Annotated in this window: 21 protein-coding genes and 3 pseudogenes; 11 read left to right on the top strand and 13 right to left on the bottom strand. The window is 68.8% G+C overall.

Translation table 11 applies throughout. The features are described from left to right. The first annotated feature begins 45 nt into the window (after positions 1-45). Positions 46-1062 carry a nucleotide kinase domain-containing protein gene (locus OG718_RS52880; RefSeq protein ID WP_328842858.1) on the top strand — a complete coding sequence of 339 codons (1017 nt, stop codon included), beginning with the start codon at positions 46-48 and terminating at the stop codon, positions 1060-1062. Between the two features lie 50 nt (positions 1063-1112). On the opposite strand, the gene OG718_RS52885 is transcribed toward OG718_RS52880, so the two are convergent. From OG718_RS52885 to OG718_RS52900, 4 genes are read right to left on the bottom strand one after another with little or no spacing between them, the layout of a single operon-like run. Then, positions 1113-1955, bottom strand: a complete 843-nt coding sequence (locus OG718_RS52885; protein ID WP_328842857.1) for a hypothetical protein — start codon at positions 1953-1955, stop codon at positions 1113-1115. A 53-nt stretch (positions 1956-2008) separates the two neighbouring features. Beyond that, a complete protein-coding gene (locus OG718_RS52890; protein WP_328842856.1) occupies positions 2009-2932 on the bottom strand; it encodes an ImmA/IrrE family metallo-endopeptidase in 924 nt (307 codons plus the stop codon). Beyond that, a complete protein-coding gene (locus tag OG718_RS52895) occupies positions 2929-3342 on the bottom strand; it encodes a helix-turn-helix domain-containing protein (RefSeq protein WP_328842855.1) in 414 nt (137 codons plus the stop codon). The genes OG718_RS52890 and OG718_RS52895 overlap by 4 nt, the downstream gene beginning before the upstream one ends. Further along, the gene (locus OG718_RS52900; protein ID WP_328842854.1) at positions 3339-3617 is read right to left on the bottom strand and encodes an acyl carrier protein; all 279 of its coding nucleotides are present in this window, start codon (positions 3615-3617) and stop codon (positions 3339-3341) included. Before OG718_RS52900 ends, OG718_RS52895 begins: the two co-directional genes overlap by 4 nt. A 103-nt stretch (positions 3618-3720) precedes the next feature. Between OG718_RS52900 and OG718_RS52905 the strand changes: the two genes are divergently transcribed. Together OG718_RS52905 and OG718_RS52910 are read left to right on the top strand one after the other, a co-directional pair. Continuing rightward, positions 3721-4611, top strand: coding sequence for a nucleoside triphosphate pyrophosphohydrolase family protein (locus OG718_RS52905; protein ID WP_328842853.1), 891 nt, complete (start codon positions 3721-3723; stop codon positions 4609-4611). A gap of 342 nt (positions 4612-4953) precedes the next feature. Then, positions 4954-7461 carry an NB-ARC domain-containing protein gene (locus OG718_RS52910; protein WP_328842852.1) on the top strand — a complete coding sequence of 836 codons (2508 nt, stop codon included), beginning with the start codon at positions 4954-4956 and terminating at the stop codon, positions 7459-7461. A gap of 37 nt (positions 7462-7498) precedes the next feature. Here the strand turns inward: OG718_RS52910 and OG718_RS52915 are convergent, their stop codons facing one another. Beyond that, complete coding sequence (locus OG718_RS52915; protein WP_328842851.1) at positions 7499-9217, bottom strand: hypothetical protein; 1719 nt, start codon at positions 9215-9217, stop codon at positions 7499-7501. 457 nt (positions 9218-9674) lie between these two features. On the opposite strand from OG718_RS52915, the gene OG718_RS52920 reads away from it, so the two are divergent. From OG718_RS52920 to OG718_RS52950, 7 genes and pseudogenes are all read left to right on the top strand, one after another. Continuing rightward, the gene (locus OG718_RS52920) at positions 9675-10247 is read left to right on the top strand and encodes an IS607 family transposase (protein ID WP_328842850.1); all 573 of its coding nucleotides are present in this window, start codon (positions 9675-9677) and stop codon (positions 10245-10247) included. Continuing rightward, positions 10244-11338: an RNA-guided endonuclease TnpB family protein gene (locus tag OG718_RS52925; RefSeq protein WP_328842849.1), complete on the top strand. Its 1095-nt coding sequence runs from the start codon at positions 10244-10246 to the stop codon at positions 11336-11338. Before OG718_RS52920 ends, OG718_RS52925 begins: the two co-directional genes overlap by 4 nt. After that, positions 11230-11700, top strand: coding sequence for a zinc ribbon domain-containing protein (locus tag OG718_RS52930; RefSeq protein ID WP_328842848.1), 471 nt, complete (start codon positions 11230-11232; stop codon positions 11698-11700). The genes OG718_RS52925 and OG718_RS52930 overlap by 109 nt, the downstream gene beginning before the upstream one ends. Before the next feature lie 231 nt (positions 11701-11931). Further along, complete coding sequence (locus OG718_RS52935; RefSeq protein ID WP_328842847.1) at positions 11932-12357, top strand: hypothetical protein; 426 nt, start codon at positions 11932-11934, stop codon at positions 12355-12357. 437 nt (positions 12358-12794) lie between these two features. Next, on the top strand, positions 12795-14039 hold the full coding sequence (locus OG718_RS52940; protein WP_328842846.1) for a hypothetical protein: 1245 nt from the start codon (positions 12795-12797) through the stop codon (positions 14037-14039). Between the two features lie 374 nt (positions 14040-14413). Then, positions 14414-14908, top strand: a pseudogene (locus OG718_RS52945) (LysR substrate-binding domain-containing protein); the annotation flags it as partial. Positions 14909-15125: 217 nt separating this feature from the next. Then, positions 15126-15944, top strand: a complete 819-nt coding sequence (locus OG718_RS52950) for an IS5 family transposase (RefSeq protein WP_328842845.1) — start codon at positions 15126-15128, stop codon at positions 15942-15944. A 169-nt stretch (positions 15945-16113) separates the two neighbouring features. On the opposite strand, the pseudogene OG718_RS54580 reads toward OG718_RS52950, so the two are convergent. The 4 genes and pseudogenes from OG718_RS54580 to OG718_RS52965 all read right to left on the bottom strand — a co-directional run. Then, a pseudogene (locus OG718_RS54580) lies at positions 16114-16467 on the bottom strand (cupin domain-containing protein); the annotation flags it as partial. Positions 16468-16484: 17 nt separating this feature from the next. Beyond that, complete coding sequence (locus tag OG718_RS52955; RefSeq protein ID WP_328842844.1) at positions 16485-16886, bottom strand: PPOX class F420-dependent oxidoreductase; 402 nt, start codon at positions 16884-16886, stop codon at positions 16485-16487. 60 nt (positions 16887-16946) lie between these two features. After that, on the bottom strand, positions 16947-18104 hold the full coding sequence (locus OG718_RS52960; protein ID WP_328842843.1) for an epoxide hydrolase family protein: 1158 nt from the start codon (positions 18102-18104) through the stop codon (positions 16947-16949). Positions 18105-18179: 75 nt separating this feature from the next. After that, the gene (locus OG718_RS52965; RefSeq protein WP_328842842.1) at positions 18180-18755 is read right to left on the bottom strand and encodes a helix-turn-helix transcriptional regulator; all 576 of its coding nucleotides are present in this window, start codon (positions 18753-18755) and stop codon (positions 18180-18182) included. A gap of 241 nt (positions 18756-18996) precedes the next feature. On the opposite strand from OG718_RS52965, the pseudogene OG718_RS52970 reads away from it, so the two are divergent. Next, positions 18997-19400: pseudogene (locus tag OG718_RS52970) on the top strand (helix-turn-helix domain-containing protein); the annotation flags it as partial. 134 nt (positions 19401-19534) lie between these two features. Here OG718_RS52970 and OG718_RS52975 read toward each other — a convergent pair. From OG718_RS52975 to OG718_RS52990, 4 genes are all read right to left on the bottom strand, one after another. Further along, entirely contained in the window at positions 19535-20209 is a 675-nt protein-coding gene (locus OG718_RS52975) for a hypothetical protein (protein WP_328842841.1), read from the bottom strand. Between the two features lie 151 nt (positions 20210-20360). Next, positions 20361-21392 (bottom strand): TniB family NTP-binding protein, encoded by a 1032-nt coding sequence (locus OG718_RS52980; RefSeq protein ID WP_328842840.1) that lies wholly within the window; start codon positions 21390-21392, stop codon positions 20361-20363. A gap of 70 nt (positions 21393-21462) precedes the next feature. Continuing rightward, entirely contained in the window at positions 21463-23670 is a 2208-nt protein-coding gene (locus tag OG718_RS52985; protein WP_328842839.1) for a Mu transposase C-terminal domain-containing protein, read from the bottom strand. Then, complete coding sequence (locus tag OG718_RS52990) at positions 23670-24395, bottom strand: TnsA-like heteromeric transposase endonuclease subunit (RefSeq protein ID WP_328842838.1); 726 nt, start codon at positions 24393-24395, stop codon at positions 23670-23672. The genes OG718_RS52985 and OG718_RS52990 overlap by 1 nt, the downstream gene beginning before the upstream one ends. Positions 24396-24516 lie beyond the last annotated feature (121 nt).

Here is a 24516-nt window from a genome sequence, read left to right on the forward strand (position 1 = left end):
TCCCCCTCGGTGACAGCAGACCAATAACGAATATATATTGCGTGCATGGTAACGCTGCTGCAAGACCGTCAGACGTCCGCGGGCCTGGGGGCCGCGCTGGGAAGGGTGCGGGTGGCGGGCCGGGAGCTGCGGCCGACGCCGGTGTTCGACACCTACTGGCGGTTCGCGTCGGCCAGGCAGGCCGTGTACGAGGCGCGCCTGGCGGGGCGGCCCCAGCCGTGGAGCGAGGACCCGATCCTGTCCAGGCACCGGTTCACCAACTGCTACCGGGCTGCCGACCGGGTCAGTCAGGCTGTGGTCTCGGACGTGATCTACTGCGGCCCGCAGCAGTGGGAGGAGGTGTTCTTCCGCACCCTGCTGTTCAAGATCTTCAACAAGGAGTCGACCTGGCGGCTGCTCAACCGGGAGCTGGGGGAGGTGCGTTGGGAAGGCTACGACTTCCGGGCCTACGACCGCGTCCTGTCAGAGGCCTTCGCGCGGGAAGAGCGCCTGTACTCGGCTGCCTATATCGTGCCGCCGCCGCAGCTGGGGGAGGAGCGCAAGCACCGCAATCATCTGCGGTTGCTGGAGATGATGATGACGTCCGGCGCCCCGGAACGTGTTCTGGACGCTGCGACGATGCGTGAGGTCTACGAGGTACTGCTCGGCTATCCCGCGCTCGGTCCGTTCCTGGCGTACCAGTTCGCCATCGACCTCAACTACGCTCCGCAGCTGCCGTTTTCGGAGATGGACTTCGTAGTGCCCGGGCCGGGCGCCCGGGACGGCATCCGCAAGTGTTTCGGTCCGGCGGCCGACGGCATCGAAGCCGAGGTCATCCGTTACATGGCAGTCTCCCAGGGCGAGCACTTCGCCCGCCTGGGTCTGACCTTCGCCGGACTGAAGGGGAGGCCCCTGCAGCTGATCGACTGCCAGAACCTGTTCTGTGAGGTCGACAAGTATGCGCGCGTCGCCCACCCGGACATCGCCGGCATCAGCGGCCGCAGCCGCATCAAGCAGGCCTACCGCCTCGACGGTGCGCCGCTGCGGGCGTGGTTCCCGCCCAAGTGGGGCCTGAACGGCTGAGATGTGCCGCCGCCGCACCGGTGGCCGGCCTGTCGTCCCGGGCGGTGTGTTCAGCTGCCGAGGCCGAACAGCGGGGTGGTCAGGGCGTCCTGGAGGGTGCCGAGTTCGGATTTGGTGCAGTCCAGGCGGGCGCAGCCGGCCATGACGGTCACCGTGCCGGGGGTGAGTCCGGCGTGCCGGGCGACCCAGGCGCACAGACGGCCCAGGGCGAGGTAGTTGCCGTAGGCGCGGTCGAACATGTAGTGGCTGCGGTAGTAGGCGGCCAGATGCACGGTGTTGTTCGCACTGTCGAGCTGGAACGAGCAGTGGCTCAGGCAGGGGAAGTCCAGCGGCTGCGTGTCCAGTGCCGCGGCCCTGACCACGGCCTCGGTCCCGTCGGTGGGCTGCGCCGGTACGTCCTCCCAGGCGGTGTCGTCGGCCTCGACATGGGCGGTTCCGGCTTCGTAGACCGCGTTCCATTTCGCTGAGGTGCGCAGCTTGTCCAGGCGCTGGATGACGCGGGCGAGCTGGTCGACCGGTTCCGGTTTTCCTGGGGTGCCGGGGTAGGCGACGAGCCGGCCGAAGTAGGTGCCGTGGGCGTTGCGCCGGACCTCTTGCAGCCGGGGGTAGAGGGCGCGGTAGCGGGCGGCGAGTTGGTCGTGGGTGGTGCAGGTGGCGGCGAGCTGCGCGGGGAAGAGCGTGTTGACGACGGTGTCGATGGGGTAGAGCGGCTGCTTGGTGCGTGCGGCGCGCACCCGGTCGAGTTCGGTGCGCAGGTGGGTGTCCTCCTGCAGGGGGCGGGTGATGCGGACCACGGTGTGGAAGGCCTTCTTGCCAGGGATCTCGGACAGGCGGGTGCAGGCTTCCACCCAGGCGCGTGAGATGTCCGGGGCGTCGACGGTGAACGTGTGCATCGGCTCGCTCCTGGTTCGGCAGGTCGGCGGGGTGCCGTGGGCGGATGGGGCGTTCAGTGCCAGAAGGCGTCGGAGCCGTCACGGCTGGGTGTGCGCTGCAGCGTCACCCGGAACAGCGGCGCGTCCGGGGCCGTGATCGTGGCGGTCATGGTGGTGTCGCCCTCGAGGTCCTCGTTCACCCACACGGCGCGGGGCCCTTCCGCAGCGTCCGGCAGTTCCAGGAAGGACATCTGGCTGCCGCTGCCGGGCGGGGTGCGGCTCAGGCCGGCCGGCAGGTTGTCGTAGAAGGCTGCGGGGATGCCCAGCAGCACGCAGTCACCGGCAGTGACCCGCAGGGTGGCGCCGTGTGCGGCGGGCAGCAGTACGTGGGCGTGGGCCTGCGTCCCGAGCGGCAGCCCGCCGGTCAGGTCCGCCTTCAGGGAGGCCGGGGAGTGTTTGAGCCACATTGCCTCGGTGGACCGGTCGATCAACTTCAGCCGTACAAGGTGGCGCACCGTCGTGGCGTACGGCGTGCCCAGCCAGCGGGCCATCCGGTAGGCGTCCAGAGGCGACCCGGGGCGTCTCAGGCCGCACCGCGACAGCGCGGCGCGGGCGGCCGACAGGGGCATCAGAAACCAGGAGGCAAAGGCCTCGGCCTCCCGCTCGTGCTGGGGCCACCCCTCGCCCCACCGCCCCGAGGACTGCTCCTCGTGATCGATGCTGGTGCCGTGACCCAGGCGGTGATGGCCCAGTTCGTGAGCGGCGGTGTGCCGCATGCTCACCTCTTCGAGCCCTGTGTTCACCAGGCACGCCGGCCCCCCGGCAAAGCGGTCCACATACAGGCCCAGCAGTGCGCCCAGCCTCCGTCCGACCACCTCCACGCCTGCCTGACGCAGCGCGCCGAAGACGTCGACGTACCCGTCGGCAGGAGGGCCCAGCTCCTTGTGGGCCTGCGCGGCCGCGATCATCGCGACGCCGTGGGCGCTGTTCCAGCTCACGCACCGCCCTCCCCGGCTCTCTGCGGGACGCCTGGCCCTTCCTCCTCGGCCTGCCGGCGGGACTGCAGGTACTCGATGAACTTCGCCACCTCGATCCGGTCACCCTCGTTCAACGGCCGTGCGGTGCGCGGAAGTCCGGCCAGCGCGTGCTCACCGGCATCGGCAGACTCCTCCTCATCCAGGAAGTACGAGGCCGGAAGCCGGTAGAGACGGGCAAGCTTCTGCAGCTCCATCACCTCCACCCTGCGCACTCCGCGCTCGATGTCGCTGACCGCCGAGCGCACGATGCCGGTCCGCTCGGCGACCTGCTGCTGCGACAGCCCCAGGTACTCACGGGTGGCCTTCAGCCGCTGGCCCAGCCGGGCCCGCTGGTCGGCATCCTCCGTGTGGGATGGTGTGTTGCCGTTCATCGTTGGTGCTCCTTCGCCTGCATGGTGTCGTACACAGTCTCAGCGAACGCCCACACCGAACGCAGAGAGCGCCCGGCCTCGGCGTCGGCGGGGACGGAAATGCCGAAGTGTTCCTCGACGCGCGCCAGTATCTCCATGACCAGCACCGAGTCGACCGGTAAGTCCTGTCCGCGGGCGGCCAGTTCCTCGTACACCTCCTCGAGAGGTCTGTCCTGGTACTCGGCCAGAAACTCGATCACGATGTCCACGATCTCCTGGACGCTCTGTAACGGCATGCTCTGCTGTCGCTCCTTTCACTCAACTCCCGGACAGGCGGCCCGGCGTGACCTACTGTAGAGCGATGTCGGAATATCCGACAGCCTTGTTGGAAGATCCTTCATGGGAGTATGCGTGCACCTCGCCCGCTATCAGCAAGCAGCCCTCAAGACCCTCCAGCCCGCCTCCGACGGGACCGACCCGGTCCTCATGCCGCTGCTCGGCCTCGTCGGCGAGACCGGATCCGTGGCCAGCGCCTACAAGAAGCGCCTGCGCGACGGCGCCGACGCAGGCCCCTCCAAACAGCAGCTACGCGAGGAACTCGGTGACGTCCTGTGGTACACCGCCGCCCTCGCACACTTGCTCGGCCTGGACCTGGAGGACATCGCCGCCGCCAGCCTGGAGAAGACCAAGGACCGCTGGCGTGCCACCCCCGACGACCAGCGCCCCCGCTTCGACGCCGACTACCCGCCCCATGAACAACTGCCCCGCCGTACCACCGTCACCTTCACCCCCACCCTCCAGCCCGACGGCCGCACCGTCATCGTCCTCACCCGCGAGGACGGCAGCCCGGCCGGGGACCCCCTGACCAGCGCCAGCCACATCGAGGACGACTACCGCTTCCACGACGCCTTCCACCTTGCCCACGCCGCCGTCCTGGGCTGGTCACCCGTCAGCCGTTTCCTCCTCGGCTGCAAACGCCGCAGCCGCCCCGGCATCGACGAAGCCGAAGACGGCGGCCGCGCCATCGCCATCGAGGAAGGCATCAGCGCGCTCATATTCGCCTACGCCAGCCGCCACCACTACTTCGAGGACCTCCGCCACGTCGACCACGAACTGCTCATCACCGTCGACCACATGACCGCCCACCTTGAAGTGAGCGTGCTGCGCGCCGCTGACTGGGAGAAAGCCATCATGACCGGGTACACCGCCTGGCGGCAGCTACGCAAACACGGCGGCGGCCATCTCCGACTCGACCTGGACGCCCAGTCCTTGACCTTCATAGAGCCCTGACCACCCGCCGGCCTCGGGATGCTGTGGCCCCCGCATCGTCCGGGCGAGCCTGCGCCGCGTCCGGGGCAGAGCCTGCCCCCCGTTGCCGGCCGTGCCGCCACGCACCGCCCGCACGGCCCTCGGCGCCGACCCGCACCCTCGACCTGCGACGGTGCGCCACTCGTGAGCGTCGGCGGCGAGCGCAAGCAGCAGGAAACGAGGTCGAGCAAACGTGTGAGGGCACGCGTCCGGGCGGGAAACGGGTACGAGGCGCGCCGCGAGCCGGACTGTCCAAGATTCCAAGATCTCTCTACGGTTGGTGTCCGATGCCCTGAGGGGCACGCGATATGTGAAGGGGGCTGTGTGGAAGCCGAGTTGGCGGCGCTTGCGGCGTCCGGGGCGACGACGCTGGTCGGCCTGATGGTTTCGGAGTCGTGGGAGCGGGCGAAGAGCGGCCTGGCCCGGTTCTTCGGACGACGGACCGCGGGCGAGGCCTTCGAGGAAGAGCTCCAGGCGGCCAGCGATGAGTTGGACAGTGCCCGGGCGGCAGGTGACGAAGGTGCCCTGGCAGAGGTCCATGCCCGGTGGCGGCAGCGGCTGGAAACAATATTCCGGGAGGATCCCGGCGCCGCGGAGGAACTGGGACGGCTGTTGTCCGAGCTGGCGCCGGACGCGTCGCGCACCTTCGTCAGCCTGGTCGCCGGAGGGGTGAACTACGGCCCCGCCTTCCAGGGGTCGCACATTCACGGTGGCATCACCTTCCACGTCCAGTCGCCGCCGTCGTCTGCGGCCGGCCTGACGTCCAGGCCGGATCAAGTACCGCCCGTGACCATTCCGTTCAGTAACCGGACGGTCGAACTTGCTGCTCTGGACGGCGTGCTCGGTGCGAGAGCGGGCGGTGCCAGATCCGTCGATGTGGGGGTGCTGGACGGACTTCCTGGGGTCGGCAAGACAACCACGGCCTGGCAGTGGGCGGACAGGGCGCGAGGGCGCTTCCCGGACGGGCAGCTGTACGTGGATTTCGCGGCCCTGCGCGATCAGTCCGCACCGGCGGCCGCCGGTGCGGACGTCTCCGAAGCCCTGGCGATGTGCCTGAGGTCGCTGGTGGGAAGCGATGACGGCATTCCGAGTTCGCTCGCGGAGCGCACCAACCTGTTCCGGTCGCGCTCGGCCGGCCTGCGTATCCTGCTCGTCCTTGACGACGTGAGCCAGCCCGCCCAGGTGCGTGCGCTGATCCCCAAGGGCCCGGGCAGCGCGGTACTGGTCACCAGTCAGGCCAGGCTCGGCGAACTGTCCCTGGACGGAGCCCGGTTGATCTCCCTCAAGCCACTGGACGCCCACGGCGGGCTGGCGTTGCTGAAGGACCGGTGCGGGCAGGAGGCGGTCGAGGCCGAACAGGAGGCGGCGCAACGCCTGGTGGAGCTGTGCAGCGGCCTGCCGGTGGCCCTGCAGATCGTGGCGGCGCGTCTGGTCACCGATGACGCTCTGAGCATGACGGCACTGGCTGGGGAACTCGACGACGAGGCCGGCAGGCTGGCCGGGATGGCACTGCAAGGAGAGGAGTACTCGGTGTCCGCTGTTCTGGGTCCCTCCTACCGACTGCTGCCGCCCCCCACCGCCCGGCTCTACCGCCTCCTCGGATGGCTGCCGGTCGGCACGTTCGACGCCGGGGTGGCCGCAGTCGCCGCAGACATCGACACGCCCAGCACCAAACGCCTGCTGGGCGCCCTGGCCAAAGCGAGCCTCGTGGAGACCATGGGCGATGGCAGGTACCGCATGCACGATCTGGTGCGCCTGCACGCCCGGGAGCGCGCGACGGAGGAAGAACCGCAGACCGAGCAGGCGGCGCTCGTCGAGCGGGTAGGCACGCACTACCTCGTCCTCGCCGCGCTCGCCGACCGGGCCCTGCGCAGGGACCGGCTGCGGATCGCCCAGCTGTCCGCCCTGCTGCGAGATACCCCCACCCCCTTCGCGGCCGACAGCGGCCCGCCTCCACTGGAATGGCTGGACACCGAACGCCCCGCCATCCTGGCGGTACTGCGCACGGCCGCCCGGCACGGGCTGCACACCCTGGTCTGGCAACTGGCCGAGGCGTTCACGGCCCTGTTCCTGTACCGCCGCTACCTCGCGGCCTGGAAGGAATCGCTGGAACTGGGCGCCGAGGCGGCTGCCGCAGCAGCGGCGTCGGCAAACACGGTGGGCGAGATCGCGCAGGCCATGGCGGCCGAAGCACGGCTGCGCAGCCTGCTCTCACGCCCCTTGCTGGACCTCGGCGAGAACGACCGGGCACGAGCGGAACTCGAGACGGCCGTCGCCCGCGCCGAGGCATCGGGCCACCTCGTCCTGCGTGCCTCCGTACAGGAATTCCTCGGACGGTACCGGGACCGCTTCGATCCATCCCGCGCCGCCGAGGCGTACCAGCACTCCCTTGAACTCAACACGCGCGCCGGGGAATCCCGCGGAGCGGCCATCGCCGCCTACTTCCTCGGGTGTGCCCAGGACGCCCAAGGCGAACACACGGAAGCCATGATCACGCTGCGCCGGGCGCAGCGCGGCCTGGCGGACGGTGAGGAGCCTGATCTGCGGATGGCGGCCCGGGTGACCGCCGCCATCGGAGTCGTACACGACCACCTCGACGACCCCGAGGAAGCGATCCGCACACTGCGCGGCGCGGCCCGGGCTCTGCGGGAGCAGCAGGCGACCCACTACGAGGCACAGGCCCTGGTGCAACTCGCCGACATCGCGCAGCGGACAGGAGACCGCGAGGACCTGGTACGCACCTGCCTGAGCCGGGCCGTTGAGATCCATGACGCGGCCGGCAGCCGCTTGGCGGAGAGTCTGCGGCGGCGGCTGGAGGACCTTGAGCGCTGACGACTGCTGCCTCGGCCGGGCACCGGCTCCCGGGCCGCTACCTGACCGGCGGGGCGGGACGAAGACGCAGGACCACATCCTCGTCCCGCCTGCCACCGATCCGCAGGAGCACCCGGGTGTCGTTGAGGGGATGTCCCGCGCGCAGACAGGCGTAGACGACCGCGGCGGACAGGCCCGGGTCCATTGCCGGGCCCGTAGCCGTCGCCTCGACGACCCGGCCGTCTCGGAGCCCGACCAGGCAGCCGCTGCCGCGCACGGCCGAAGCCGCCAGGAGGCTTCCAGGCAACTGCGCGAGTGTGTCCTGGATCCATCGCAGTGCCCCGACCACCGTGGACGCACAGTGGCGTTGGACGAGTACCGAGGCGCTCTCGGCCAGTCGGCGGTCGCGCTCGTCGTCCGCACACGCCAGATAGGCAAAGGACGCGGGCGCGTCCGCGCGCGCCTCGCCGTACGCGGAGACGGCCGCCGGAAAGCGGCACACGGCCACCGTCAGGTCGCCGCCGTCCTCGGTGACGCTGGTCGTCACCTGCCACGAGGTGACCGACGAGGCAGGCGGATCCGGAACCGGCAACACCAGGGCAGACGGCGGTGCGGAGGACGGCTCCGGGAGCTTCAGCAGACCGTAGAGGGCGGTGCGAAGCCGGGCGAGGGCATGTCCCGGTTCAGCGAAGGCATGCTCCGCGACTGCGGCGTACCGCTGGAGTGTGTGCCCGCGTACGACATCCTCCACCTGCTGGAGCAGGCCCGCGCGCGGATCGAGCAGGGGCGCGGCAGCAGCCATCCTGTGGACGGCCGTCCCAGGCACCGCGTCGCCGCCGAACGAAGCAAGCAGCAGCGGTATACCGGCGGACGCACCGTACAGCGTCACCGAGCCGTGGTCACCGACAAGCACGTCCGCCGCGACGAGCGCGGGCCGCCAGGCATGGACCGCCGGCATCAGCAACAGCCCCGCCTCCAGGGAAGCGGCCAGCAGAGTATGGATCTGCCACGCCCCGTGAGCCGACCACACATTGGGGTGGATGACCGCACCGACCCGGTACTCGTCGCAGGGAAGCTGCGCGAGCAGACGCGGAAGAAGGTCCGAAAGACTGCCCAGGAGCGAGGTGGGCCCCCAGGTGGAACTCACCATGACCAGACGCTGATGCTCCGCGACCCCCAGCGCCTCCCGGTATGCCTTCCTGCGCGGCCGACTGCCGACAAGCTCGTCGAAGCAGGGATCACCGACCAGCAGGGTGCGCCCGGCGGCCTTCGGGTGCGTGGCGAGCAGCTGTTCCTCCTGCGCCGGGTGCGAGACCGCCAGCCACACCCGTCCCGTCTCCAGCAGGGAGTCCGGTACGACCCCGGAGACCCTGTCGCCCGAACTCCGTGAATCCGGCACGAACTTCTGGAAACCCACCCCGTGCGGCAGCACCAGAACCGGGCAGTCGCCCTCCGGCACCTCGATGTTCTCGCTGGCGGAGAGGATGAGGTCAGGGGTGATGTGCCCCAACTGCTCCCAGGGCATGACCCGACACCCGGCACCGTTGAGAAGGTCGACGACACCGGCGTTGAAGGCGGACGTCGGGTCGTAGGCGAAGACGACCCTCACACGACCGTCGCCACGCAGAAGAGCCGGCAGCGATTCGAGAACGCGCACGGTCGAGGTGACCGTACGGGCGGCGACGACCAGGGTTCGCTCGCCGTGGAAGGTGCTCCACCGATGGGCATCGCGCCCTACCGGCACACGGAGAGGCTGACTACCGAACACGGCAGCCATCCCTAATAACAACACAGCCTCCTGCGCCGGTCAGCGGCTCGCGGCTCGCGGCTCGCGGCTCGCGGCTCGCGGCTCGCGGCTCGCGGCTCGCGGCTCGCGGCTCGCGGCTCGCGGCTCGCGGCTCGCGGCTCGCGGCTCGCGGCTCGCGGCTCGCGGCTCGCGGCTCGCGGCGATGGTGCGCTTATCGCATCTCAAGCGGATTGGCAATCTCTTCTAGCAGTGTTGCGGCGGGTGGGCAGCAGGATGACCCGTACACGGTAACGAACTATGTCGATCGCACGGTACGTGCCGGTTGGCAAGACCAGGCGCATGCAGAGGTTGACGCGCAGTCATCGCCAGGCAGACGTTCCATTGCTGCCCGCCGCTGCGATGCCCGAACAGGATGGGTGAGAGCTGCTGCAGATTTTCTAGTCATTCATAGTCATCTCTGGTCGTGTGTCTTGCGTACTTTGGTCTCGTGAAGCTTGCGGAGTGGGCCCGTGAGCAGGGGGTGAGTTACCAGACCGCCTGGCGGTGGGTGAAGGACGGGAAGATGCCCGTCCCGGTCCGCCAGGCGCCGTCCGGGACGTGGCTGGTCGACCAGGTCGCCGTCCAGCCGTCCGGGCGGGTGGTGGCGTACTGCCGCGTGTCGTCCCCTGACCAGAAGGCCGACCTTGAGCGGCAGGCCGCCCGGGTCGTGTCCGGTGCGAACGGGCTGGGCCTGGCTGTCGCCGAGGTCGTCGCCGAGGTCGGCTCCGGGTTGAACGGCCGGCGCCGCAAGCTGCACCGGGTGCTGTCCGACCCGCAGGCGGCGGTGATCGTGGTCGAGCACCGTGACCGGCTGGCCCGGTGCGGTGTCGAGCACCTCGAAGCCGTGCTGTCGGCGTCCGGGCGGCGCCTGGTCGTTCTCGAGCCGACCGAGACGGCTGACGACCTGGTGCGGGACATCACCGAGGTGCTCACGTCGATGTGCGCGCGCCTGTACGGGCGGCGGGCGGCGAAGAACCGCGTCGCCCGCGCGGTGGCCGTGGCGACCGGCGAGGACCAGTGAAGAAGTTCCAGCCTCAGCCCGGGTTCGTGGTGCAGGCGTTCCGGTTCGCCCTGGACCCGAACGCCGCCCAGGAGAGCGCGCTGCGTTCGCACTGCGGTGCCGCGCGTGCCGCCTACAACTGGGCTGTCGGCTGGGTCGAGGCGTCGTGGTGGCAGCGCAAGGCCGAGGAGACGTACGGCGTTTTCGAGGCGGAGCTGACCGAGTGGCGGCCGTGGTCGCTGCCGTCGCTGCGGAAGGCGTTCAACGCCGCCAAGCACACCGATGCGAGGTTCGCCGCCTGGTGGGAGGAGAACTCCAAGGAGGCGTACTCCACCGGGCTGGCCAACGCCGCTGCCGCGTTCGACAACTACAGCAAGTCCAAGCGCGGGCAGCGCAAGGGCAAGCGGGTAGGTGCGCCCCGGTTCAAGTCGAAGCGCAAGACGCGCCTTGCCTGCCGGTTCACCACCGGCACGATCCGTGTCGAGTCCGGCGGCCGGCACGTAACGCTGCCCCGACTAGGCACGATCCGCACCCACGAGCCCACCGTCAAACTCCTGGCCCGCGTCAAGGACGGGACGGCCCGCATCCTGTCCGCGACCGTCCGCCACGAGCGGGGACGCTGGTTCGTCTCCTTCCAAGCGGAGGTCAAGCGCGACCTCGAACGCGTGGCGCGCCCGGACACAGCGGTCGGTATCGACCTCGGCGTGAAGACCCTCGCGGTGACGGCCGACAGCACGGGCGAGATCCGAACCGTCGCGAATCCCGGGCACTACGACGCCGCGCGCAAGCAGTTGCGCCGCGCCTCCCGGACCGTGTCCCGCCGTCAGGGCCCGGACCGGCGCACCGGACGCAAGCCGTCGAAGCAGCGGGAGAAAGCCAACGCTGCACGCAACCGCGTGCACCACCGGGTGGCGAACCTCCGCGAAGACGCCCTGCACAACTCACCACGAGCGTTGCCGCCGAGTACGGCACCGTCGTGGTCGAGGACCTCAACGCCGCCGGGATGCTCCGCAACCGGCGGCTGGCCCGCCGGATTACCGACGCCGGATTCGGGGAGATCCGCCGCCAGCTCGACTACAAGACCCGCCAGCGCCACGCCACCCGCCTCGTAGTCGCCGACCGTTGGTACCCCTCCTCCAAGACCTGTTCCGGGTGCGGCGCGGTGAAAGCCAAGCTGCCGCTGCACATCCGGACCTACGCATGCGACGCCTGCGGCCTGGTCATCGACCGGGACGACAACGCCGCGCTCAACCTCGCCGCTCTCGCGGCGGCATGCTCGACCGGTACCGCAGTGGCCGGAGACCGGGGCACCCCCAAGCGGGTGTCGAAGCCTCGCGGAGCCGACCGTAAGACCCGCGCCACCTGCCCCCGTCGTATGACGGAGGCGGGGCGGGCAGGTGGCGCAACCCTGCCGCAGCAGCGGCAGACAGAAACTAGAGACCGTACTCAAACCGAAGCCCTCACGCTCTGGTGACGAGGCGGACCTTCCGGGCAGAAATGCCCGGAATACTGAGACCTGACTACGGTCTGGGCAACGGGTAACGGAACGCTGTCCCTGTGGCGCCCGAATGCTCGACAATCACACGAAGCAGCGATGATATGGGCACATCCACTGCTCTTCATCACGCTCCGTCGTTGACAGCACGTGGAGAGATGCCCGTCGGCCGTACGGGTCGGCGATCTCCCGGGCAGCAAGGGGCCTGTCATGGGGCGGACGAAGAACCGGAAGAACAAGGCGCGCCTCTGGCGCCAACGGCAGCACCTCAACGCGGCCGTGCCGGTACCGACGGCGATCAGCTGGACCCCGCTGAAGCAGACCTGCGGCTGCGTCGTCGACTGGGGATGGTCGCGCGACACCGCCAATCTCTTGGCGTTCCGCGACTGGTACATCAGTCAGCTCGGCACACCGTGTACCTGGCACACCAGCCCGGAGGAAGGTGCTGGCGGCGGTGGCCTGCCCGATGTGCTGATGATGTGTACTGAGCCTCAAGTCCTGCTGCATGCCCGCAGGGCCACAGGCGATTGGTGCCGAACTCGCGGCCCGCCGGGCAGCCGTCCTGGACAAATCACAGCAGGACACCATGCTGCTCGACGACGACCCGGCGGGATTCCGCAGCTGGCTGATCGCTGAGACACCCGACCCGGCCCAGGCCTGGCTCGAGCACGAGCTGACCGGACATTGTTCTCAACCAGGGCTGCTCCGCCCTGCCGCGGGATCTGCTTGAACACTTCCCTGAACGGCTGCTTGCCCCGCTGGCCGGCCCTCAGCCGGAGAGCGCGCTGCAACGTGTGCTTCTTTTCCGCTGCCCGCGGGCGGGTTGCTGTGTGCGGACATGACTGGTCGTGCCATCCCGGAAAAGTCGCGGACGGCGAGCGGTGCTCGCACTGCGCCTGCCCGTCCATGCAGCACGTCTGAACCCTCCCGCTCCCGAGTAAGGAACGCCTACCGTGAACAGCGCTGCAGAACTCTGCCCGCTCCCGGCACCGCCCAGTACCTCCACCCACTTCTCCGTCTGGGATCTCGTCGAGGAATGCTCTCGTACCCCGGCTCACCGATGCTGCGATTCTGTGGCCTATCACTCCGTCATCCTGGGAACCTCGGTCGCCCGCACCGGCGTCCTGGCCTTCGCTAACCTGGTGGTAGCCCCTTATGTGCAGCTTGAGCGGCGCAACCTTGCGGTCGAGGCCGCCAGCTTGGACGGCGTCGTGATCAGCGACGGCAGGCGGCGCTTCCAGCTCCTGCCGAAATTCTGGGCAGGCGCACACCGGCTCTGCGACCAGCCCTGGTGTCCCGAGAAGCCCGCCTGCTACCGGACGCTGTGCGAGGCGCACACGACGGAGGGTGGTAGCGAGACCGTCCGCGAGCAGACCAGTCTGTTCGCCGAGCGTTACCGCCAAGAGCGGGACTGGATGATCCACGTCCAACACGACCTCATGAGGGAGCTCATGGAGGTCGCGGTCGCGGTGGGTCTGCCCGCCGCCGAGCACGCCCAGTACTTCGCTGAGCGACTCCACCTCGCCGACGCCGACCAAACCGATGACTGGGACTATGAAGAGCGCGAGCCGGCGATCAACGAAGACCAGGAACGTCTCCTGCACTCCGTGATCCCCCGGCAGAACACCGTGCCGATCAGTGAGCAGCGGGGCGTTCCCCGGCAGATCGGCCCTCTCGACCCACTGCAACTGCCCGGCTCCCCACGGGATTTGAGGCTGGAGTTCTCCTATAAGCCGGAACGCTTGGCGCCCTGCAGCCAGGACACCGTCCAGTGGTGGAGCGTGAGCGTGAACCACCGGCCATCGGATTCCGACCCTGAGCCTCCTCTGGGCCACATCGGCCGGCTGGCACTGGCGCGGCTGAGCTGGGGGCAAGAGGAATACACATTGGGTAGCGTGCGCGGCGAGCAGTACAGCTTCGGCCGCCTGGCATCGACCGTCTTCGATGCCTGGCAGGACCCGGACAACAAGATCCATCAACTCGGCCTGGAAGCCCACGGCGACCTGCTGGTCCTCCTCGATGTCCAACTGGACCAGGCTTGGAAGGGATTCGGCCTCGGCGCCTTCCTGGCCGTAGAGGCCCTGGACTTCCTTGGTGCGGGCTGCCGTCTGGCCGCTGCGGACATCGATGATGAGGACTCACCCCAGGGCCGCCTGGTGCGGGCGGCGGGATTCCATCTGCTCGACGGCGGCCTGGCTATCCGCAACTGCGTGGGCTCGCGCAACGACGGGCATCGGCGTCAACTGGCTCTGCAACACGACCAGGTGGCCCGGTTCGCGGAGCCGGAGCGCGGCGTCCACGCCGAACCCCCTTTCTGAACAGGGGAATTCTCCACGCTGGCGGTCTTGCTGGTGCGTGGGCCTTGGTGGTTGGGGCAGGATGCGCGCGCATCCTGCCCCAACCACCAAGACACCCCGTCGTGACTGCTGTCTGTCAGGGTGACTGCAGGGGCGACGCATGCGTCGCCCCTGGTTTGGGGGTGATCCGTACGCAGCCGCACCGATCAGGATCCAGCGGGGCCAGGTCGGACGGTGTCGCCGGGCCATTGCCGCAGGTGACCGTGTAGTGCTCGGTGAGGACCTGCAGCAGTGTTTCGGCGTCGCGGACGCCGTCCTTGAGCGTTTTCCAACCTCAGGTTGACGCGTGGTGAAGGACGAGGACGGCCTTCACCATGTCGGTGATCCGGACAGATGTAGAGGTTCGCATCCGCGAGACCGACCTGGCCGATCCGACCTGCGGACTGCGCGCCGGACTGGTCGACGTCGCTCTGACCCGTGGGCCGTTCGACGAGACAGGTCCGACAGTGCACGAGCTGCGCGTCGACCCAGTCGGCGCGATGCTGCGCGACGATGATCCACTGGCCCGCCGCGACCGCCTGAAGGTGGCCGACCTGGCAGACAGGGGCTGGTTCCAGTTCCCGGACGGCACGGATCCGATCTGGCATTCGTACTGGAACGGCGGGGAGCCGCGCGAGGGTCCGGTGGTACGCGCTGTCCAGGAGTGCCTGCAGGCCGCGCTCTGGAACGGAACAGTCGGCATTGCCCCGTTCGGGCACGACCTGCCCAGGGAGCTGGCTGTGGTGCCGCTGATCGACATTGCGCCGAGCCGTGTGGTAGCGGCGTGGAATGAGGGTGACCCGAATCCGCTGGTCCGGTCGTTCGCTCAGATCGCCACAGTCGCTTACCGGGCTGAGCGTTCCGTGGCCGGCGAAGGCATGGCATGTCCGCGTGCGTACCGTGAGTGGGGGCGACAGCGCTCGGCGGGTACATCAACACCGACTCGTCGTCCTGCACCGTAAACCACACGTCCCGGGCCTAGGCCGGCGCTCTAAGGGGTCCTTGCAGAATGATCCTCTTGTGGCACGGTGGAGGTGCATGTGATTCCGTGTTTTGTGGGGTGCGACCATGGCGCGGCGGAAGCCGTGGGAGGTCAGTGACGAGTTGTGGGCGGTGATCGAGCCGCTGTTGCCGAAGCATGAGCGGCGGTTCCGGCATCCGGGGCGCAAGCGGATCGATGACCGCAAGACGCTGCAGGGTGTGCTGTTCGTTCTCTACACCGGTATCCAGTGGGAGTACCTGCCGCAGGAGTTGGGGTTCGGTTCCGGTCCTACCTGTTGGCGGCGGCTGGCCGAGTGGCAGGAGGCGGGGGTGTGGGAGGAACTTCAGCGGGTGCTGCTGGACCGGCTTCGGGCGGCGGACCGCCTGGACTTCGACCGTGTCACCGTCGATGCCTCGCATGTGCAGGCCAAGCGGGGGCGAAGCAGCCCAAAAGTCGGCCCGAGTCCGGTTGACCGTGCACGGCCGGGCTCGAAGCACCACGTGCTGACCGAGGCGCACGGCATCCCGCTGCGGGTGTCGCTGACCGGCGGTCATCGCAACGACGTCACCCAGCTCCTGCCCCTGGTCGACAGCCTTGGGCCAGTGAGGGGCAAGCGGGGCCGGCCCCGGCGCAAGCCCCGCACGTTATACGCCGACCGCGGCTACGACCACGACAGCTACCGTCGCCGTCTGCGTGAGCGCGGCATCACGCCGAAGATCGCCAGGCGCGGTGAGCCGCACGGTTCGGGCCTGGGCCGCGTCCGGCGGGTCGCCGAGTCCGCTATCGCCTGGCTCCACGGACCCCGCCGCCTACGGACCCGCTGGGAAACCCGAGACGACATGCACGACGCCTTCCTCCAGCTCGCCCACTGCATGACCCTCGCCCGCAAGAACCCGGCTTTCTGAAAGCACCCCTAAATGGACGAGTCAGGCGCCCGGGCAGGGTCGTCCCAGGGGGCTGGGGGCCTGGAGGTACGCAATTGCCTCCATAGCGGTACGGCGCTCGTTCCCGGTGGGGCATCGAGACCTGGGGGGCGGGCTGGCCGTTGGTGATGATGTTCTGCTCGAATCCGGCCGGGGTGAGCATGTTGTAGACACGGCCGACTTCGGATTCGACGCGGAAGCCGTGGCGGACCTTGGGCGGCAGGTAGATGTAGCTGCCGGGTCCGGCCGGGATCTCCTCGTCTCCGATGGTGAACACGAAATCACCTTCGAGGATGAAGAACGCCTCTTCCTCCTTGTCGTGGACGTGCGGTGGGGCGACGAGTCCTTGGGGACACAGTTCCTCGAACGTGCAGGACCGGCCGTCGGTCTGGCTGCCGTCGGCGAGCACTCTCCAGTACGTGCCGACGTTCCAGTAGGCCGGGGACTGGTCCGGCGCCCAGACATAGGGGCGGGCGGTGCCGGCGCTGTGGGGGAAGCTGGTCATGACGGTCCCTTTGGTCTTTAGTGCATGGGGGAATGGATGACGGAGTCGACGGTGATGGTCAGCAGGAGCCGGGTCTGGCCCGGGCCGCCGTACGAGGCGTAGGGGTGGCCTGTGTACTTCTGGGCGAGTTGTTCGATGCTCTCGGCGGCGCCGTCGGTCGTGGTGCTGGTGACGCGTCCCCGTACGGAGAAGTAGCGGGAGGTGTCATCCGGGTCGGCGATGCTGACGGCCACACGGGGGTCGCGTTGAACGTTTTTGGTTTTGCGGTAGCCCTCGACGGTGTTGATGAGGATGTGTTCACCATCGGTGTCGACCCAGGTCTGGGTGAGCTGGGGCGAGCCATCCGGCATGGTGGTGGCGATGAAGCAGGGGCTGGGCCGGTTCAGCAGTTTGAGGAGTTCGCCGGGCAGGGGTGTCATGAGGTATCGCCCTTCCTGGGGGGAAGCTGTCGGTAGGAGGTGCCGATGCCGGCGGTGCGCTCAGCGCAAGGAACGGAAGGTGGTCCGGACTTCGTCAACGAAGAGTGCCGGTTGTTCCAGGGCCGCGAAGTGCCCGCCCACCTCAAGCTCGTTGAAGTGGACGACGTTGCTGTAGCGGCGTTCCACCCAGCGCTGGGACTTCCGGACGTGCTCCTGCGGGAACATGCTGAATCCGGTAGGCAGTGTGATCGGTGCGGCGGCGTTGGGCGCGGAGGGCCGTGCCGACCGTGCCATTTCCCAGTAGGTCCGCGCAGAGGACGTCCCGGTGTTGGGAAGCCAATAGAGCATGATGTCGTCGAGCAGCTCGTCCAGGGTGAAAGATGCTTCCGCGTCCCCCGGCGTGCCGCAGGTGTCCTGGAACATCGCGTAGATCCAGGCAGCCAGGCCGATGGGGGACTCCGCGAGGGAGTAGCCAATGGTCTGAGGGCGGGTTGCCTGCTCCTTGGCGTAGCCCGAGAGGTTCTCCCAGAAGTAGGCGGCGCTGTCGAGCATTGCCTGCTCATGCTCGGTGGCGTCCCGGATCTCGTCGGGCGTTGGCGGGAACATGGCGAAGTTGAGGTGCAGCCCGACGCATCCGTCGGGGGCCTTGCGGCCGATCTCGTCGGTGACCGCGCATCCGAGGTCGCCGCCCTGGGCGCCCCATCGCCGGTAGCCGAGCCGGTCCATCAGCGTGATCCAGGCATCGGCGACCCGGGGGAATCCCCAGCCGGGTTCCGTAGGCCGGTCGGAGAACCCGAATCCCGGCAGCGACGGCACCACGAGATGGAAGGCGTCCCGCGGGTCACCGCCGTGGGCCACGGGATCGGTCAGTGGGCCGATGACCTTGTGGAAATCGAGGACGGAGCTGGGCCATCCGTGGGTCATGACCAGCGGGAGGGCGTCCGGCTCAGGCGAGCGCACATGGAGGAAGTGAATGCCCAGATCATCGATGATGGTGCGTGACTGGCCGAAGCAGTTGAGGGTCTTCTCGCACCGCCGCCAGTCGTAGGTGTTGAGCCAGTAGTCGTGCAGCGCGCGGAGCTTCGCCAGCTGGGGTCCCTGGCTGGTGTCCGGAACGGTCTCTGGATCGGGCCACCGGGTGCGGGAGAGCCGCTCACGCAGGTCGGTCAGCTGTTCCTCCGGTACGGACAGGGTGAAGGGTTCGATGAGTTCGGACATGGGGCGTGATCCTTACCGGGCGATACCGCGCCGACTGCGACGCGGGTGGATTCAAGGGAGGCGGAATCCGGTGATTCAGAGGGTGTCGGGCTGACGGGTCCGTTCATCGGTGACAATCTCGGGCACCGCGTCCAGGACCTCCTGGAGCCAGGCGATCTCGGCGCGCAGCCTGTGCGCACTGTGACTGACCGCTAGTGCCTCGCTCACCGTCAGGTAGCCGCCGTCGATGGCGTTGGCGTTCAGCGTCTCGGTGTCCGAGAGCATGGAGGCGAGTTCATCCAGCCGGGATGCGATCACCGGGTGGAGCTCGTCCAGCTTCTCCGGGTCCAGGCGGGTGAGGGCCAGGTCGAACGGGTCCGGCTTCATCCAGATGTGGCGCAGACTCTCGGACTGGAGTTCCTTGAGACGCAGCCGCCCTTCACCGGTGATGCCGTACACCTGACGCTCGGGCAGATTGCCCTCCTTCTCGGTCCTGAGCTCTTCGAGCAAGCCCTCAGCCAGCAGGCGCTTGATCGCCTGGTACAGGCTGCCCACGGACACGTCCGTCCACAGGTGCAGATGTTCCCGCTCGGCCTGGAGGCGCACCCTGTGCCCGTGCATCTCGCCGTTCCTCGCGAACGTGTCGAGGATGAACAACCTGATCGATGACATGCGACTACTCTTGCATGAGTACTCATCCATAGGCAACCGGTCGATGTGCTGAACATCGGCTCCGGGAGCGACCGCGTCGAGGTCACGAACGGGATTCATCGCCGAGCTCACCGCCGTGACTGAACAGTGAGCGATTTCCAGCATCCCGATGCTGACCGCAAGTTGGACGCCCTGCGCAACGACAAAGCTCCTGGTAGACGGGTTCTCGACCAAGATCACCCGTGCCTGCCAGGAGCTTCGCATGCTTGTCTACTCATCCTCGATCGATCTGTCCAGCCGAACCCTGCGGTTCCTTACCGGTCAACTGGCCGCGCGGCGGGCGAAGATCGGTACACGGTGGCGACGTCTGGCCGTCGGCCGCCAGGCTCTGCTCGCCCTCGCGCACCTGCGGTGCGGTGATACCTACGCCCAGCTCGCTGCCGGATTCGACATCGGGATCGCCACGGTCTGCCGCTATATACGCGAAGCTGTCGAGGCCCTGGCCGCCCTCGCGCCTTCACTCGCCGAGGCGATGCGGACGATACGCGAGAAGGCGTTCGTGATCCGGGACGGCACTCTGCTGCCGATCGACTGGGGGCACCTCCCGGCCGAAGGCTGGGGGAGATCGCTGCGGACTCCCCGTACTACTCCGGGAAACACAAGCGGGACGCGGCGCCGTCCGGACTAGGACCTACCGGGCCGCAGCCCTCTCTACGGATCCGTGCCGATGGGTGTCTACGCCAATTGCCTGTGCGGTACTGCGGTCCGTGAGCAGATAGCCGGTGACTGGCCCGGAGTGCTCAGTGCTCCTTGAGGAGTGGGGCCCGGCGCAGGAAGTCGGTGCGCAGTCCGGCGATGACCCTGTCCGCCTGCTGCGGGGTGGGCGGGGTGACCGGGGTGCGCGGCCAGGGAACCGAAGACCACTCGCGTTGTGCAGCTGCAAGCCGCCCGGCCGGAACGGTCATGGTAGTCGGCAGGTTGCGCCTTACCTGGACGGCGGCGAGCTGGAACGCAGGAGCCAGCCGGTGAAGTTGCAATGGATCGAAGATCAGCAGATGAGGAGCGGCTGCGTAGGGCGTAGCCGCGACGATCCCGACGTGTCCCGCGTAGTCCATGAAGAACAGGCGATTGTGCCTGTTGCCCAGCACCTGCTGCAGTTTCTGCTGCCATGGCTGGGAAAGAAGCCACTTCTCCTTGGCTCTCGTCAGTTCGGTGGTGTCGTCACTGGCGGCCCCGGCACGGAAGGCGGGCAGAAGATCCCAGTATTCCTCTTCCGCCGCGCGGGCAGCCTCCTGCAATTTCGACACGAACGAATCGGCCATCTCGCCGGGCACGGTGAGGATCTTGGGAGATTTCGTGAAGGGACCGGTCCTGATAACGAGGACGCCGGGTGAGGTTCCGATCTCGGTTACGTTCGCCACCGCGATGGCGGGTACCAGGCGGGGATGGGCAGCATTGGCTTTGCGTTTGGCCACGGGGAGGAAGCTCTTTCAAGGATGGGGCGGCAGGACCGCCGTCGGCGAAGAGGGCACCTTGCAGCAGGCGCCTGTCGGCGCCTGTTCGCTGCTGGCAGCGGCTCGTCGGTGACATGGAGTGCAACGAGCGGATGATCTGAGGAGATGCGTGTCAGATCTGCAGAATCGGATCGTCATCGAAGCGTCCCACCAGCTGGTTGTCGAGGAGTTCCTTGGTGATGGCTTCGGTGCCGGTCTCGATGGCTTCCTGGGCTGCCTGGCAGATCAGGTAGGACAGCGGCTTCATGTAGCCGCCGGTGCGTTCGTGCAGATGCGCGGCGAGTTTGAGTAGGTCGCCGGGGCTGTGCCCGTGCAGGCGCAGGTCCTGGTCGAAGAACTTGATGACCTCGTGCCAGATGTCGTAGGTGTCGGGGCTGTAGGGGATGGGGTTGACCGCGAGGGCAGGGATTCCGCCTGCGCCGCCTGCAGGTGCCTCGGCCCGTTTGCCGCGGCGGGCGGCGTTGACGATGTCGCGGGCGCCGGGACCGCAGTAGACGAAGGAGATGCTGAACTCGCTGGCGAGGTAGCCGAAGTAGTCGAAGGCCGTCTTCAGTTCGGAGTTCTCCAGCCGGTCGATGCCGTCGACGAGGACCAGACGGGTGCCGCGGGTCTTCATGACGTGGCAGACGGGGCCGGTCATGTCGGTGCTGCGCTGGCCGCTTTCGGGATCCTTGGTGTGCTGGTGGCCGACGAAGTCGGCGAAGGGGATGGACCAGTCCAGCTTGCTGGTGGGGGACAGCGGCACGTTGATGTGGATGACCGGGATCCGGGTGCGGTCGGCGGGCAGCTGGTCGCCGACGATGCCCTCGAAGGCGCGGCCGATCTGCCGCAGCACGGTCGTCATGCCAGTCTCGCCGGGGCCGTCGATGGCCAGGTGCAGGGGGCCTTCGCTGCGGGGACTGCTGGCCAGCCACAGCCGCCTGGCGAGGACAATCGCCTTCTTCAGGGCGGGAGTCTGCACGGTCCGCATCGTGGCGTGGTAGCGCAGCCGCCCGTCACCCGGGCCGACGGGCGTACCGGCGGGCGGGCAGCCCGCCAGGTCGGGCGGGACGATGACACGGTTGACGTAGGCCTGCCAGCCGGGACGGACGGTGGGCCTGGGAGGCCGGTCGCCATCACCGGCACTGGGGGGAGACACGGTCACCTCGGCACCTTCTCTGGTCTCAGGAGCCGCCGGGCGGGCTCTGCCCGCCCGGCGGGAAAGGGGAAGCGGGCTACGTGGTCTTGCCGTACGGTCCGCCGCCCTGGCCAGCCGGGCCGTGGGCGTCGGGCGGCAGGCACAGGTGCCGCGGATCGATGTCCATGGCGGGCAGGGCCGGGATGCTGCCGAAGACGGGGGCGGGGATGCCCGCGTAGGGATTCTCCAGAGGCGCGGGGCCCACCTGCGGTCCGCGCTCCAGGGGCGCTGGCCGGGGCCCGGTGGTGCGGGCGGGGCCGCGGCCCGCGCGTTCCAGCAGCGAGCGCACGACGCGGGCGATGGCCAGTTCGTTCTTGGTGCTGCCGCCCTCTTCGAGGTGGACGGCGGTGGCCTGGTCCCAGACATGCTCGCTCCACGCGTCGCCGATCAGCCGCTGGTAGACGAAGTCGGCCTCCGCCCAGGTGCCGGTGCGGTGGTCCTGCAGCCACACCTTCTCGGGCTGATGCGGGTGGTAGCGCACCGGCCAGCGCTGTCCCTTGCCCGGCCAGCCGGACGCGGCACCCCGATAGCCGTTCAGTGCCCGGCTGTCATAGGTACGGTTGCGCAGCCGGATCCCCTTCTCAGTGACCTGCACCCACGCGGTGGGCAGCATGCGCAGCCGGTCCTCGGCGCTCAGCCGCACCGGCGCATAGCCGCTGCTGGCCACGTACGCGGCGAACATCTGGTTGGGGGTACGCGGCGGCATCGACGGCAGGAACGGGTTGCGCAGTTCCTCGTGCGGGCGCTGCTGCCAGCCCGTGGCGATCCATTCCTGCAGCAGGTCGTTGAGCTGGTCCAGGCGCCACAGCCGTTCGGATGCGGCCTTCTTGCCGCGGTGGGTGAAGTCCCGGCCGGTGTAGCCGGTGAGGAACTGGCTGAAGAGGCTTTTCACCGCCCCGAAGGTCCGCTCGATGATCGCCTTGTGGGTGGGGGAGTGGTAGCAGGCCGGGCGCACCGAGATGCCGAGGTAGGCGCACGCGTCCATGAAGGCCCGCCCGGCGAACGCCTTTCCGTTGTCCATGACGATCATGTCCGGCACGATCACCGGCCGGGCGGCCGCGTCCTGCATCCGCTCGTCGGCCTGGACCAGCTGCGCATACGGCAGCCCCGAGCCCTTGGCACCCGCCCGCTTAGACCAGCCCGGCCGCATCGGCTGCGGCGTGCACATCTCCGCCAGCAGCAGCAGCGCGTCAACGGCCTTGGTGGCCCGGCCGCCGTGGCGGCGGCTGTTGGGGCCCGTCTTGGTGCCGCTGGACTTCGGGCGGATGACCGCGGCCAGGATCGACCGGGTGGCCACATCGATGGCCGCGGTCAGCTCGACGGAGACGACCTTGCCGGTCTCGTCGATGGCCAGCACGTCGAGCTGGGTGGTGTCGATCTGCACCTGCTCACCCGGTGCGGTCGCCAGGGCGGGCGTGAACGGCGGCTCGGGACGGTTGCTGTCGTCCCCGCGGCACCGCGTGGTGTCCTTGCCGGTGCCGCACTCGATGCCGAGGCGTTCCAGCAGCCGGTAGAACGTCGCCCGTGACGGCAGCAGCCGCCCGGCCTCCTTTTTCTTGAACTTCTTCACGCAGACTCTCCTGAGCAGCTCGAACAGCCGGGACCTGGTCCCGGAGGACTTGTTCTTCAACCGGCCGTGGACCTGACGCAGCAGCCGCACGACCCGCTCATCGACACGGCCATGGCTGCTGGGTCTGCGCAGCCGTCGTTTGTCGACCAGCCCCCACACCCCCTCGGCCAGCCAGGCCAGCCGCTTGCGCTCCACCGTCGCCGCCGACACCTGGTGATGAGCGGCCTGCAGCTCGGCCGCCTTGAGCGCGTAGCGCTCACGCAGCGCCGTACGCGACGGGTCGTAGCCGGGGCGCGGCATGGTGCCGGGGACGGCGAAGCCGGGCAGACCGGTGTCCACCTCCAGCACGTGGTCCAGCCAGAACTCGACCTCGTCCCGCGCCTTTTCCGGCAGCCCTTCCAGCAGGGCCACACTCGCCAGGCCCTCCCGCACCGGCGCCGCCCCCTGCCCGCCCGCACCATCGCCGCCGCTGTCGTCGGGGGAGGCGAGCACGGCGAAGCCCGGCGCACCGAGCAGCGCATCCAGCAGGACGACGGCGTCCTCGCCGTCGGCGCGATGGCTGAGCAGATGCACATGGCTGCCCTGAAGGGCCGCGACCAGGTAGGTGCTGCCGCGCCAGCGCACCACATCACCCACCGCCACGGCCCCCGTCGGAGCCGGCGCGAACGCGGGCATCACACCGCCACCTGGGGTGCCGTGGACGACCACACCAGCGACCGGGCCGGCACGAACGGCACGCTCCAGTCGATGAGCAAATCCCGCTTCCAGATCAGGTGATGCGCCTGCGCCACCGCCGAAAGGTCCGGCAGGCCGCTATCGGCCACCCCCTGGACGAGAGACATTGGCGTGGCGAACACGGCATGCAGGAGCCGGGCCGCGTCCGCATCCGCCAGGCGCGGGTGCCGGTAGCGGGACAGACGCCGCTGGTTCTCCGCCGTCACCGCATCCGGCGGGGTGTGCACCTGCAGCTGCCAGCCGGCCTGGCGGCGGGCCGCATCCAGCAGGCGAAGCGTCTGGAGCCAGTCGGCGCCCGCCTGCCCACCCGGTGTGCGTACCACCAGGCGGGCCCGCCCGTTGGTCAGTCGGGCGAAGAAGTCCGGCACACAGGCGCCGTGGCTGTCCGCCCAGCTCAGCTGCACCGGCCACGCGGTGAACGCGGCCACCTCAGGATCGAAGTCCAACGACCGGGCCGCCGACAGTCCCTCCAGCGTGGCGCAGCCTGCATGGCGGGCCGCACCGGCCGGCCGCCACCAGGTCGCGATCGCCCGTTTGCCCCGGTACTGCACCGGCTTCCACACCGGCTCCCGCTCTTCCAGCTCCTCGTGCTGCACCTGGCCCACCGGCCGCCGCACCAGCCGCCCGGCAGAGGAGTGGAACTCGGCCCACACCACATCACTCACAACGCACCTTTCACGAAAACATGGACGTCGCCCGTGTGATCGATCCGGGCGACGTCGAACACAGTGACGGCCCGGCCGGCAGGCGGGAAGGAGATCAGGCTCGAACACTTCGATCGAGCGA

The sequence above is a fragment of the Streptomyces sp. NBC_00258 genome (genome assembly GCF_036182465.1).
GTDB lineage: Bacteria > Actinomycetota > Actinomycetes > Streptomycetales > Streptomycetaceae > Streptomyces.